The following is a 12,555-nucleotide window of genomic DNA, read 5'->3' as shown; positions in this document are numbered from 1 at the left end:
AGTCATCGGGCATTATCTGAACATAAAACACTATCAATAAGTTGGGACCATTACCCGATACCTGCAGTCCACATAGCATAATCAGTTCCAGTCATTTTATGGGTTACGGCACCGGCACCAATGAATGCCATAACCTGGACAATAAAAAATAAAAACGGGGTCGCCATAGTCCGCACAGAAAAAAAGCGGGACAACATTTTTGCCATCCAGTATGCCAATAATACAGGTGGCAGTGATTCAGCCAAACTGTTGCTGAAAACAGGCGAAGAAATCAAACTGACCAACACACTTAAAAAAACGTACATCCCCAGACAGTAACAAAAAAAACACTTTTCTTTCCTAAGAGTTTTAGAGACATTTCATTACCTTTTAGTATTTAAGTAGAGATATTTGTTCTACATGTTTATTTGCATTTAAATTAATCAGGCGCGGTGGTTCATAAATAATTATGATAGATTTTAACCTATATATCCAGACCTATTGTGGGATGCTGCGTGAGACCACTCCAGATATCGTGTATAGCACAGGTCATCCTGCTGAACGGTGATTCATAGGGTACCGCCGGATCTGTCAGATATCGGGACCGACTATATCTCTGATTGCTTCATTTCAAAGGACACACAGGGAACCACTCCGGCTCGCACAGAGCCCACGGAGTCAGAAGCTGTAATGCGCTCATGACCCAGGTGTATCCAGACTGCAGTATCGTACTGAGCGACCAGAATTCACCTGAGGCTGTCGTAAGTAATAGCGTGATTAGAATGAGCATGATGGCCGACGTCATTCCCTCAACCCGGTGATATGACCGCATTGCGGCGTTAATGGGAAGACCCGCCAGCTCCTGATAATCCTGTTCATCCAGAAAACCATATAACTTACTTCGCCAGGTGGTTCTGTTTTTTTCCAGCAACGAAAGGGCATGCCGGTTGATATAGACTGACATCCCATATGAGATGGCGATATACAGGGCCAGTGCACAAAATGCCAGGGCATATACTTTTTGCTGACCACTAGCATTCAGGGCCTCCAGACTGTAGCGGAGGACCAGCGTACTGATGACCAGGGCCATGTCTTTCCACAATGCGGAGGACAGATCCCGCGACTGTTGAAGAATTTTCTGGGTGTCTTCTGTCAGGCTTTTTCGCAAATCGCCCAGCGATTTCAGGGTGTCTTTTCCTCCTGCCCGGATATGTGCCTTGTAAAGCAGCCTGGCTGACTCCAGTGCAGGGGGGAGTCGATACACAATGCCTTCACAAAACGTGACACCCTCTGGCCATTCTCTGGCCAGTTCACTGGACAGAAAGGTATGTTTAAGCTCAGTCTCATTCCCTTCCAGAAAAATCCATTTTGCCGTTTCCTGAATGACGTCAAAGGCGGACAGTGCCGCATGTTCTTCTCCAAAAGGGATTTTCCTAGGTGGTTTTCCGGACAGCCCGACCGTTTTTATTTCGGCGGCAAAAAGCTCATTGACGAAACATTTCAACAACTCCCGGCAGGCGAGCGACGTCCAGATTTTCATTGGTACGTCGGTTATTTTGTCTCCGGATACCAGGAGCCAGGGGGCAATGGTATCCGGAGGAAGAAAGTCGGTTGAAAAACACCTGATAATGCTTTTTGTGACGGAGGCTGTCCCGGCAGGGACGTCGGTTTCACTCTCCTCCGGGAGCATCTGTTTCCATGGCACGACTTTCCACTGTTGTGTTTCAAATGATTCGCTGACAAACAGGGCGCAGATACAGCGATACTGACGGAGTCTTGGATCCTGGAGTAAAAACGTGCGCCACCCTTCAAGGGTGAAGAGTCGCAGGATCCCAGGAACCTCATCACTGATGATGGTGATAAAGTGCTTCTGGTCAGGGACTCCCTGCCTGGGGTGGATATTATCCCGGCTTTCATCAAAAAAGGCGATCCTGAGATTTTCGGCATCAGCATCTATCACTTCCCCCCATAACTGGAGGGTGTCACTATCCATGGTTCCGGAAATGAACAGTTTCCGTGAGGTTGCTTGCTGATCCTCCGTGATCACCAGATCAGATGCGCGGCGTGAGCGGTCTATTGCCTTACCGATTTTTTCCAGTATCGATATCATCTGTTACCAGCCCTGCAGTTACTATCACTATACGTTTTCGCCCGTCTTCCATCGTCTCAATATCTGGGGCATTATCCTCATCGTAGATAACGATAACGTCTTCCAAGGTTTCCAGTTTTCTTTTCCGTGGCTTAGGGATGTTCTCAGGGACTATCCGGAAAGATTCACCTGAAATTCCTAGGTCTTTTATTTTACGGGTGAAGGATTTGACCAGTGGATGATCTTCTTCCATTGGCCCAAAAATCTGGTTCAGCAGGGAAAGGGGCTCATCGGTGTTAAAATCCTGTGCCCCATGATGTAACGTTTCATAAATCTTGTTAACACCACTGCGTCTGATGTCGTCCGGCAACAGGTCGCGGTGCTTTTTGAAGATATCCTTGAGAGCGGCAACTAATTTGTCGCTGAGGTCAGTTGTACTGTTGACGCGCTGCACCTGCAGAAAACGCTCAAAATAAACGGAGATATTGGTTCGTTTACTGCGATCCCGTACGACAACCTGTCCACCCTGAGTCTCTGCCGTCAGGCGGACCAGGGCAATTTTCTGCATGGCTTCCGCTTTTTTAACGAAACTTTCACGGAAGCGTTCGAGTCTGGGGACCTGAAACTCGTTTCCCTTCGCATCCAGCTCGTAACGCACCACATCTTCATTATCATATTTAATGAGCGCAAACAGTTTTTCATCGTTGAGGATGTTAAGTTCAAAAAGAAAGAATACCCCCATACTGGCATTTTTGGTGTGATGATGAGACTGAAAATCGTTTGCCAGAAAGGTTGACTGTTCAGTGAAACAATGGGCGTCAGTATCGGCATGGTTCCTGATGAGGCGCAGAATACGCTCGGTATTGGACAATTCCGTAAACCGGAACATGTTGCCGCTTAATGCAGATTTAATCCTCTCCAGAAAAAAATCGACATGTTCAGGCGGTGATATTTCACTGAGCAGCACGGGGATCTCCAGCTCCCCTCCAACGACATGGAAAATCATTCGCTTTATTGTCAGTGCATTAATTTCTTCATCCGTTAAAAAACTCATAGTGACGTCCCGTTATTTTGCGTCTTATTTTATCGTTAATTGCTGTGACAGGCTTCAATCTGGGTAGTATAAGTAATCACTTGTGCATGCGTAAAATATTCCAGAGCAGGGGGAAGTGCGGTGAATCATTAGCCCTTCTGTGAAGAAATATATACAGGGAAAAGAAAAATAAGGAAACATTCTCCCGGCAGTAATGCCGGGAGAATGGATTATGAGCGTTGTTGTCTGGCGTAATCGAAAGGCGAGACTGGGTTTTCACGGTTTGCATCCAGAAAATCAGCCCACCATTGCAGCATCAGTTTGCGTTCTTCAAGAAACTCCGCCCTGTGAATATAAGCTGCACGTACACCGTTACGTTCCTGATGGCTCATCTGGCGCTCCACTGCATCCCTGGACCATAATCCTGACTCAATCAGTGAGCTACAGGCCATAGCCCTGAAGCCGTGACCACATACATCGACCTTTGTATCGTAGCCCATCAGGCGTAATGCGTTATTCACCGTATTTTCACTCATGGGCTTCCAGGGATTGTGGTCGCCAGTGAAAATCAGTTCATGTTCTCCGCTGATGGTCTGTATCTGCTGCAGAATATCCAGCGCCTGAGTAGAGAGTGGCACCAGATGCTCTGTCCGCATTTTTGAACCACGATGCGAATACTTGACCCCGTCAATAGGTTTCCGCTCTGGAGGAATGGTCCACATGGCTTTCTTGAAGTCGATCTCAGTCCACCTGGCAAAGCGAAGTTCACTGGAACGGATGAAGATAAGCAGGGTAAGATTAGTTGCCAGTCGTGTGAGAGGTTGGCCTCTGTAAGCATCCAGTCGTTCAAGGAGCTCTGAAATGCGATTTAAGGCGAGAGCAGGGCGGTGCTGGCGTTTCACTGTCGTTAATGCGCCAGCCATATCGACAGCGGGATTATAGCTGATAATGCCGGACTGAGCAGCATAACGCATGATTGCTGTGATTCGTTGCTGGAGGCGGGCAGCTATCTCATATATCTCTTTGGCTTCGGCTGCTTTAACAGGAACAAGCAGGTCTGGCGTTTTCAGTGTGGTGATATCGCGTGAACCGATAAAAGGAAATACATGGGTTTCAAGGCTTTTAAGGGTTTTCTCGCTGTGCGACTCAGACCATTTTTTATTGCTGCTGTGCCATTGCCGGGCGATAGTTTCAAAAGTATGGGTGATATCGGGTACAGACTTCTTTGCTCGCTTTTGTTCGCAGGGGTCAATACCTTCGGCTATTTGCTTCCTGGCACTATCCCGCTTCTCTCTGGCCTCTGACAATGAGATGTCCGGATACACACCAAGAGCAAGCGTTTTTTCTTTGCCAAGGAAGCGATAGCGGAGGCGCCAGTAGCGGGAACCATTGGGATGAACAAGCAAAAACATATTGCCGCTGTCAGCGAGTTTATAAGGTTTTTCATCCGGTTTAGCTGCACGGATTTTAGCGTCAGTGAGCGCCATTGGTGAGGTCTCCTGATAGTAAAAGGGGTATAAATTTTATCGAATCAGACTATACCCTCAGTTGTACCCTCGCAAGGGACTTGATGTGGGTTGAAGTTGATTGAGTTGGGTGGAGTTAAAATATTATAAAGGTGTTGATTTCGGCGGGCTTTGAATGCAAAAACGGACCTCCGTGGAGGTCCGTTGATATGAATTTGGTGCCCGGACTCGGAATCGAACCAAGGACACGGGGATTTTCAATCCCCTGCTCTACCGACTGAGCTATCCGGGCAACGCAGCGCATTAAACCGTAGTCGCCTCCTTCCGTCAATCAAAATCATCGAAAAGACGTTCAACTGCTTACTATTGCGACAATCTACGCCTTTGTGCTGCACATTTGCTCAGATTTCCCAAACCATAGCTAATCAAAGCGTGATTCGCTGGCTTTCCAGCTATAAGTGCCATCGGCTACGAAGGTGTCACCAAGCTCGTGATAATCGAAATGATAAAACTCGGCTTTGGCTGCGTAACCAGAGTAGTCAACTACCGCAAGGCCAACGAATGCCCCGGTAAAGAATCCGCCATAGCTTTGGAGTACATAATCGTCTGAAAGAATTGCAGCATCTAATGTGACAGGGATTTCAATAAAGTTTGTCCCATCCAGACTGTATTCATAAGTGTAGGTTTCCTTCCGAACCTTCGTGCGGAACCAGACGTACTCGGTCTCTTCTGGGATCTTGATGGCTTTATCTTTCAGGTACGAGGTATATTTTCCTCGGTTGTTTTCGGCTACTTCGATCACTGTGCCATTAATTTCATTCCACGTAATGAAAACAAAGCTCCAGTGACGATCGTTATAGTAATTTGTTAACCCTGCCATCTGTTGATAGGTAAAAGGATTGAATTTAACCTTTACCTGAGCATTGAAATAAAAAGCTTGCCAGCGCCGCGCAATAAGCGACAGGTCATGCGTATTCGCTAAAGAACCTTGCCCTAGTAACGTTAATTTTCCGTCACCTGTTGTGCCCATCTTTTCGGTGAACGGAACGCGAAGCGTATTCCAGTTGAGATCGAGTGTCAGCGTGTCAAACTCATCATGCTGGCTGTGATCTTTTGCGCTTTCGGTATGAATGGCATCGACGGGGCCTGCAACAAAGGTTTTTCCTCCGTGACCGCCTTCAATTCGTGGCCAGCCTTCATCATCCCAATACACTTTTTGGATAGACGTTTCTCTGCCCAGGGTTGACCAGCCTCGGGGATCGTAGGCTGATTCACCTGCACGATTCCACGGACGAGCGCAGAGTGAAGCGTAATACCACTCTCCTTTGGGCGTCGAAACCAGCGCACCATGACCCTGTTTTTGGATATAGCTGTCTGGGGTGTCCACGTTAGTTAAGAACACTTCTCCTGGCTGTGTCTCAAAGCTGTTGGCGTCGAGGGTTTTTGAACGTGCAACTACCTCCTGGTGGGTGAAAACGGTCCCGCCCTGAGCGGCAAAAAGATAGTAATAGCCATTCAGTTTGTAGATATGTGGCCCCTCAACAAGTGCAACGGCAGTGCCGCGATAAAGGGTTCGTGCTGTTTCTGGCATAGGTTTCAGTGTATTGATATCAAGCTCGGTTAAGGTAATGCCGTTAAAGGGATGGTGATACTCCCGATGATCCCAGGTCTGTTGAACGATATATTTACGACCATCTTCGTCATGGAAAAGGGAAGCGTCAAAACCGACGCCATTAAGCTTGATCGGATCTGTCCAGGGACCACGAATATCTGTTGCGGTGGACAGATAGTTGGTCATGTCTTTAAAGGCACCCTCTGTGACTTTCACATCTGTATACACTAGCCAAAATTTACCCTCGGCATAAGAGAGGTCTGGCGCCCAGATTCCGCCTGATGAAGGATTTCCTTTCATATCTAACAGCGCGGTAGTTGATAATGGACTGGGGAGTAGATTCCAGTGCTGCAGATCTTTGGACTCATGTAAACGAACGCCAGGAAACCACTCAAACGTGGAGCTCGCGATATAGTAAGTGTCTTCTACACGGATAATACTCGGGTCGGCATTAAAGCCACGTAAGATAGGGTTTTGAATAAGTGACATAGATTTCTACCTTTTTAAGCTGCTTCTTTCTATTTTGGTTGTTTTTAATTGTTTTAATTACACGCGTATCTCATCGAGCTGACGGTTGATGTCGGTAACATTTTTGTCTGAGATGGGATAGACTTGAATGACGATCATCGAAATGACAGCTAAAAAAATAGGGATCCAGACCGCCGTCATAATGATCCCGTCGATTGCATTGGCACTTTGTTGCGCGCCTGTTTCGTTAAAGCCATACGCGGCCAGTAACCAAAGCGGGATTGCGCCGCCAAGGGTAAAGCCAATCTTGAAGAAAAGCCCCATAATCGCATTAATGATGGCGGCGTTGCGCTTGCCTGATTTTAATTCGCCATAAGCAATCACTTCAGGGACCAGCGCCCACATGAATCCGGTCGCTGACGTCAAACCCCACTGTTTAATAAAGGTTGCGATATAAGCAAGCCACAAGGCGTCATGCATTCCTTCGCGTGACCAAACGTAAGTCAGTATTTCACCCACGATAAACATGCCAAGAAAGAGATGGAAGAACCCTTTTTTGCCAAAAATTTTCTTGAGCCTTGGCCAGAAAACGGGGAACAGAATCCCTGGAATTGATGCGACCAGACCTACAGCGCCCATCCACTCTGAATGGCCGACAACAAACTGATTGAAAAAACCATTTACGGTATTCATGAAAAACATGAACGTAAACCCTAGCATAAAAAACAGGCCGAGGATAACCAGCGGTCGGTTGTATTTCAGTTCAAGGAAGAGATCGGTTGTTTTTACGTTGGCAGTCTGTTCTGCAGTCGCGACCACACGTTCTTTCGTGAACTTATAGCAGATAAAAAGGGCTACAGCACCGATTAACATATAAATCGAGTAAACGCCAAACCAGGCGTAATGAGCTGTCGGGTCGGTATAATTGCCCATGTTAAGCTCAAGCCCAAAGAAACCCGTATCCTTGAGGCTGCGATCCTTTGGTGAAGCCATTTGGACAAACATGGGGAATAGGGTATAGACAAGAAGATTGGCCGTGTTGGCCAGCATCATTCGTGTACTGGTCAGTTTATCAATAGATTCAGGATCTCTTGTCAGTGAAGCATTAAGAGATCCATACGGAATGTTTACCAATGAATAGACCAAATCCAGCGCCAAATAAATAATAAAGGCAAAGGGAACTGAACCTCTGATACCGGGAATAGGTGTAAAAAGCAAAGCGGAGAGAATAACCAGCGGCACGCCCGCTCTTAAGAGCCAGGGACGATACTTTCCCGCTGCTGAAATTCGTTTGTCGACATAGGTCCCCACCATTGGATCCCAAAAGACATTGATGATTCGGACGAAAAGAAATATAAACCCTGCGGTTGCTGTACCGATAGCATTAACAGTCAGCATATGCAGAGCAAGAAAGCCGCCTATTGTGCCAAAAACAAGGTTTTGCGCAAAGTCCCCCATTCCATAACCAATACGTTCCCCGCGCGTTAATATATGGTATTCATCATGATGACTTTTTGGTATGCCTCTACTCATTTGAATCATATCTCCGCTTTCTTATGAATGAGGGTTACTTTCTGACACAGATGACTGCGGAGGATCTATTGCGATTTTATATTAATTAATTATGTTTTTTTGCTTCTGTGATCGGTCAAACTCTTCGGCAGGTTGCCGCATCTCAGCTATTTTTGGGTCGTGCTGCACAAATCTTCCAGACCTTTCACGCTGAATGATTGATGCTACACTCGGGAATCATTCAGGAGGTTGATATGGCAGACTGGCTGGAGCTGCGGCAGCATGCTGATACCGGCATCGAAACCATCCGCGCGCACTTTGAGGGCCACGCTTTCGATCCGCACTGGCACGACAGCTACCTGGTGGGCATTACCCTGACCGGTACCCAGCAGTTTCACTGTCGTCGCGAGCGTCATCGCAGCACGCCGGGCGATGCCTTTCTGCTGGAGCCGGGAGAGATCCATGACGGCGACGCGCCGGTAGAGGGCGGCTTTACCTATCTGACATTCTATCTCGACGACCGCTGGCTGAGCGACACGCTGCGCGGCCTGTACGATGCCACGCCCTCAAGCTATTCGCTGCATTTTGACCAGACCATCGCCCGCGCGCCGCAGCTGGTGAACGCTATCGCCCAAACCTTCTTGACGCTGCACAACGATGAGATGCGCATCGTGCAGCAGGGGATGATGGATGGATTGCTCAGCCAGCTGACGCACCACTGCCAGTGGCGCAAGCGGCTCTCGGCGCAGCGCCAGAGCACGGCGATTGCCCACCGGGCGCGGGACTATCTCTACGCTCACCGTGGGGACAACATTGGTCTGGACGATGTGGCGCGGGAGACCGGCACCGATCGCTTCACGCTCACGCGCTGCTTTAAGCGCGAGTTTCACCTCTCGCCCCACGCCTGGCTTATTCAGCTCCGGCTGGCGAGCGCCCGCGCCATGCTAGCGAAAGGGGAGCAGCCTGCCAGCGTGGCTGCGGCGCTGGGCTTTGCCGATCAGAGCCACCTCGGACGCTGGTTCCAGCGTGCCTATCGCCTCTCTCCGGCGCGCTACCGCAGCTTATGCACAAATCTTCCAGACGCGGCAATGAAATAACGCGACAGTCAGGACACGATAAGATAATAAGGAGTCCTGCCTGTGAATATGTTCTATGCCTGTCTGCCGTTTATGCTGTTTGCCTTCGTGGCGTCCATAACCCCCGGTCCCACTAATATCCTGGTCCTCGCCAGCAGCCAGCGCTTTGGCGTAAAGGCCACGCTGCCCGCCGTGGTAAGCGGCTGTGTGGCTGCCAGCCTGATTGTGCTGGTCTCTGGCGCAGGGGCGGGAGAGGTGCTGCGCCAGTATCCTCTGGTGCGTACGGGAATGAGCTGGGCGGGGGTGCTATGGCTAAGCTGGATGAGCTGGCAGCTGTTTCGTGCTCCAGCCGCAGAGCTGGGCGGAGAGGCGCAGCGGCCCTTCAGCGTCCGGGCAGCCGCCGCGCTGCAGCTGATTAACCCAAAAACATGGATGATGGCGCTGGCGGTGGTGAGCCTGTTTGCGCCCAACGGGGCGCATCCGCTGCGGGAGATCGCCGTGATGGCGCTGCTGTTTCTGATCATCTCCCAGCTCTGCCTGATCGTCTGGGCCTTCTGCGGCAGAGCGGTAAACCGAATCTTTCGCACTCCCGCCTCGCTGGTTTGGTTTCAGCGGGTAATGGCGCTGTGCCTGCTGATCTCCGCGTGGGCAGGGCTGCTGCTCTGATATCAGGTCAGCGCACCGCCCATACGGCACTGGGCAAAGCGCAGAATGTCTTCTGCCAGCCGGTAGGCGGTATCGACGTCTACCTGGCTGCGATTGACCAGCATCCGGCTGAGGCAGCCCTCCAGCACCAGCTCCATCTGTTTCGCGACCATCGCCGGATCGTCCACCTCCAGCGAGGTTAGCAGCTCGTGGGTATAGGCGTACGCCGCGCTCTTTTGCTGATCCGCCAGCTGATGGATAGGGTGGGCCGGATCCGGATAGATAGTGCAGGCGGCAATGAACAGGCAGCCCGGATAGCGGTGGTTAGTCACGCACTCGGTAAGCGCCGTGTAGCGAGCCAGCAGCTTCTGCTCTTTGCTCAGCTCGTCGTTTAACAGCATCTGCCTGCGCCAGGCATCAACCTGCTGGCTGAGGTGGCGCAGCGCATCGTAATGCAGCGCCTCTTTATCGGGCCAAAAGCGCAAAAACTCGTCCAATGGATAATTAAGACGTTCGGCGATAATTTCGGGCGTCGTGGCAGCAAGGCCTTCGATCTCAAGCCACTGCAATGTTTTCCCTAAGACGTCTTCACGTTGCACGGTGTTCTCCTGCGTTTTTAGAACCATTTTTCCACTCCTGGTGTAGTTTATGGCTGGCGATTGCGCAAATGTCTACTAAATGCTTCCGCGTCCATAAATCCTGCCACCCGTTGCGCAGGCTGCGCGTTGCCCTGGGCGTCAAAGAACAGAATTGTCGGCAGGCCCGGCACGCCAAGGTGGCGAAGCAGGGCGGCATCCTCGGCGCTGTTGGCGGTCACATCCGCCTGCAGCAGCACCGTCTCCTTCAGCGCCGCCTGTACCTGCGGATCGCTGAAGGTGTACTTCTCAAACTCTTTACAGGCCACGCACCAGTCGGCATAGAGATCGAGCATCACCGGTTTGCCCCTTGCCTGCGCCAGGGCCTGGTTTAGCTCATCCACGCTGGCGATGCGGGTAAAGTTAAGTTGCGTATGCGGAGCAGAGGCACTAACGCCAAACGCCCAGTCCTGTAGGGGTTTCGCGCTGACCAGCGCCGCACCCAGCAGGACGATCTGTAGCACACGTATTTCGCGCCGGGTACCCGTCAAACAGGTGATAAATGCCCAGCCGAAAAACGCCACGCCGAGCAGCGACCAGAGGCGCAGGCCCCACGTCTCGCCTACTATACGTTCCAGCAAAAACACCGGCAGGGCAAGGATCGCAAAGCCAAAGGCGATTTTGACCTGCTCCATCCACGGCCCGCTTTTCGGCAGCAGACGGTTGCCGAACAGGGTCACCAGGATCAGCGGAATACCCATGCCGAGCGCATAGAGGTAGAGCGTACCGCCGCCGAGCCACAGATTACCGCTCTGGGCAATATAGAGCAGAATGGCGCTGAGCGGCGCGGTGGTGCAGGGGGAGCAGATCAGCCCGGCGATGGCTCCCATCGCAAAGACGCCGCCCGGCGAGCCGCCCTGCTGGCGGTTGCTCATCAGGCTCAGGCGCGTTTGCAAAGATGACGGCAGCTGGAGCGTGAACAGGCCAAACATCGACAGCGCCAGCAGGGTGAAGATCGCCGACAGCCCGATCAAGACGTATGGATGCTGGAGCGCCGCCTGAAACTGTAGCCCGGCGGCGGCTACGACCAGGCCTAGGGCGGTATAGGTGAGGGCCATGCCCTGCACGTAGAGCACGGTCAGCAGCAGCGCACGTCCGGTAGAGAGGCGCGCTTTGCCCCCCAGCACGATCCCAGAGATGAGCGGGTACATCGGCAGTACGCAGGGGGTAAAGGCGATGCCAATCCCGATCAACAGCGCCCACAGCGCCGAGAAAGGCAGCGTAGGTGCGGCCAGATCAGGTGCGGGTTGCTCCGGCGCGCTCTGCGCCAGCGGCTGCACCGCACTGACCGGTACGATTTTGGTCTCCGGCGGATAACAGAAGCCTGCCGCCGCGCAGCCCTGGTAGGTCACGGTTAAGGTCGCCGCTTTATCGGCCGAGCGCACCGTCAACGGCAGACTGAGCCGCTGGCGATAGATTTCGCTGGTGCCGAAGAACTCATCTTTGTGGCTCTCGCCCTTCGGGAGCTGGAGCGGGGCGATATCCGCCTGCGCGGGCGTGACGCTGATCTGCTGGCGATAGAGGTAGTAGCCCTCTTTGATCTGCCAGTTAAGCGTCAGGTCGTGCTCATTTTGCTGAAAGTCGAAGGTAAACGCGCTGTCAGCGGGAACAAACTTCGCGGAGCCGGGTGCGTCAAACAGCCCGGCAAAGGCGGGCGTACTGCAAAGCAGCAGGATTAGCGTAAGGATGCGTTGAGCCATGAGAGGTAGTCGTTGTCTCCATGTGCGACGGGCAGCACTAATAATTCAGGGGTCTGATAGGGATGATGCGATTTCAGGCAGGCCAGCAGCGCCTCCTGATGCGCAGTTGTGCTTTTCAGCAGCATCTGGACCTCGTACTCCTGCTCCAGCTTGCCTTCCCAGTAGTAGAGCGAGGTGGCACCGGGCAGGATCGTGACGCAGGCGGCGAGCTTATCTGCCAGCACTTTGGCCGCCAGGTCCTGGGCGGTGGCTTCATCCGGGGCGGTACAGAGCACAACGACGGCATCAGGCGTATTCATCGGCAATCTCGTATCAGACGAAAAAAGCCACTATAGCACGC

The 12,555-nt window shown here is 51.6% G+C and carries 11 protein-coding genes and 1 tRNA gene; 3 read left to right on the top strand and 9 right to left on the bottom strand.

Features of this window, described 5'->3' with window-relative positions; all coding sequences use genetic code 11:
- Nucleotides 1-120 precede the first annotated feature (120 nt).
- On the top strand, nt 121-318 hold the full coding sequence (locus RTX96_RS20230; RefSeq protein WP_065945039.1) for a hypothetical protein: 198 nt from the start codon (nt 121-123) through the stop codon (nt 316-318).
- A gap of 286 nt (nt 319-604) precedes the next feature.
- On the opposite strand, the gene RTX96_RS20225 is transcribed toward RTX96_RS20230, so the two are convergent.
- From RTX96_RS20225 to RTX96_RS20200, 6 genes are all read right to left on the bottom strand, one after another.
- A complete protein-coding gene (locus RTX96_RS20225) occupies nt 605-2,089 on the bottom strand; it encodes a hypothetical protein (RefSeq protein WP_312671895.1) in 1,485 nt (494 codons plus the stop codon).
- Nucleotides 2,061-3,122: a nucleoid-associated protein gene (locus tag RTX96_RS20220; RefSeq protein ID WP_312671894.1), complete on the bottom strand. Its 1,062-nt coding sequence runs from the start codon at nt 3,120-3,122 to the stop codon at nt 2,061-2,063. The genes RTX96_RS20225 and RTX96_RS20220 overlap by 29 nt, the downstream gene beginning before the upstream one ends.
- A gap of 209 nt (nt 3,123-3,331) precedes the next feature.
- Nucleotides 3,332-4,588 carry an integrase arm-type DNA-binding domain-containing protein gene (locus tag RTX96_RS20215; protein WP_063145386.1) on the bottom strand — a complete coding sequence of 419 codons (1,257 nt, stop codon included), beginning with the start codon at nt 4,586-4,588 and terminating at the stop codon, nt 3,332-3,334.
- Nucleotides 4,589-4,783: 195 nt separating this feature from the next.
- Nucleotides 4,784-4,859, bottom strand: a tRNA-Phe gene (locus tag RTX96_RS20210).
- Between the two features lie 129 nt (nt 4,860-4,988).
- Entirely contained in the window at nt 4,989-6,668 is a 1,680-nt protein-coding gene (locus RTX96_RS20205) for a glycoside hydrolase family 43 protein (RefSeq protein WP_312671893.1), read from the bottom strand.
- A gap of 57 nt (nt 6,669-6,725) precedes the next feature.
- Complete coding sequence (locus tag RTX96_RS20200; protein WP_312671897.1) at nt 6,726-8,180, bottom strand: MFS transporter; 1,455 nt, start codon at nt 8,178-8,180, stop codon at nt 6,726-6,728.
- Between the two features lie 233 nt (nt 8,181-8,413).
- Here RTX96_RS20200 and RTX96_RS20195 point away from each other — a divergent pair, with 233 nt between their 5' ends.
- On the top strand, nt 8,414-9,256 hold the full coding sequence (locus RTX96_RS20195) for an AraC family transcriptional regulator (protein ID WP_103818674.1): 843 nt from the start codon (nt 8,414-8,416) through the stop codon (nt 9,254-9,256).
- 48 nt (nt 9,257-9,304) lie between these two features.
- Nucleotides 9,305-9,901 (top strand): LysE family translocator, encoded by a 597-nt coding sequence (locus RTX96_RS20190; protein WP_312671896.1) that lies wholly within the window; start codon nt 9,305-9,307, stop codon nt 9,899-9,901.
- Nucleotides 9,902-9,903: 2 nt separating this feature from the next.
- Here RTX96_RS20190 and RTX96_RS20185 read toward each other — a convergent pair whose 3' ends face one another.
- From RTX96_RS20185 to cutA, 3 genes are read right to left on the bottom strand one after another with little or no spacing between them, the layout of a single operon-like run.
- Entirely contained in the window at nt 9,904-10,479 is a 576-nt protein-coding gene (locus RTX96_RS20185) for a transcriptional regulator (protein WP_042388832.1), read from the bottom strand.
- Between the two features lie 47 nt (nt 10,480-10,526).
- Complete coding sequence (locus RTX96_RS20180; protein WP_312671892.1) at nt 10,527-12,215, bottom strand: protein-disulfide reductase DsbD; 1,689 nt, start codon at nt 12,213-12,215, stop codon at nt 10,527-10,529.
- On the bottom strand, nt 12,191-12,514 hold the full coding sequence (gene cutA / locus RTX96_RS20175) for a divalent cation tolerance protein CutA (RefSeq protein WP_312214482.1): 324 nt from the start codon (nt 12,512-12,514) through the stop codon (nt 12,191-12,193). Before cutA ends, RTX96_RS20180 begins: the two co-directional genes overlap by 25 nt.
- Between the last annotated feature and the right edge of the window lie 41 nt (nt 12,515-12,555).

The sequence above is a fragment of the Pseudescherichia sp. genome, assembly GCF_032052675.1.
Classification (GTDB): Bacteria; Pseudomonadota; Gammaproteobacteria; order Enterobacterales; family Enterobacteriaceae; genus Pseudescherichia.
This window is presented reverse-complemented; position numbering and strand designations above follow the sequence as displayed.

Coding starts and splice junctions, on each gene's coding strand:
- RTX96_RS20230 (WP_065945039.1), top strand. CDS start 121: ATGAATGCCATAACCTGGACAATAAAAAATAAAAACGGGGTCGCCATA.
- RTX96_RS20225 (WP_312671895.1), bottom strand. CDS start 2,089: ATGATATCGATACTGGAAAAAATCGGTAAGGCAATAGACCGCTCACGC.
- RTX96_RS20220 (WP_312671894.1), bottom strand. CDS start 3,122: ATGAGTTTTTTAACGGATGAAGAAATTAATGCACTGACAATAAAGCGA.
- RTX96_RS20215 (WP_063145386.1), bottom strand. CDS start 4,588: ATGGCGCTCACTGACGCTAAAATCCGTGCAGCTAAACCGGATGAAAAA.
- RTX96_RS20205 (WP_312671893.1), bottom strand. CDS start 6,668: ATGTCACTTATTCAAAACCCTATCTTACGTGGCTTTAATGCCGACCCG.
- RTX96_RS20200 (WP_312671897.1), bottom strand. CDS start 8,180: ATGAGTAGAGGCATACCAAAAAGTCATCATGATGAATACCATATATTA.
- RTX96_RS20195 (WP_103818674.1), top strand. CDS start 8,414: ATGGCAGACTGGCTGGAGCTGCGGCAGCATGCTGATACCGGCATCGAA.
- RTX96_RS20190 (WP_312671896.1), top strand. CDS start 9,305: ATGTTCTATGCCTGTCTGCCGTTTATGCTGTTTGCCTTCGTGGCGTCC.
- RTX96_RS20180 (WP_312671892.1), bottom strand. CDS start 12,215: ATGGCTCAACGCATCCTTACGCTAATCCTGCTGCTTTGCAGTACGCCC.
- cutA (WP_312214482.1), bottom strand. CDS start 12,514: ATGAATACGCCTGATGCCGTCGTTGTGCTCTGTACCGCCCCGGATGAA.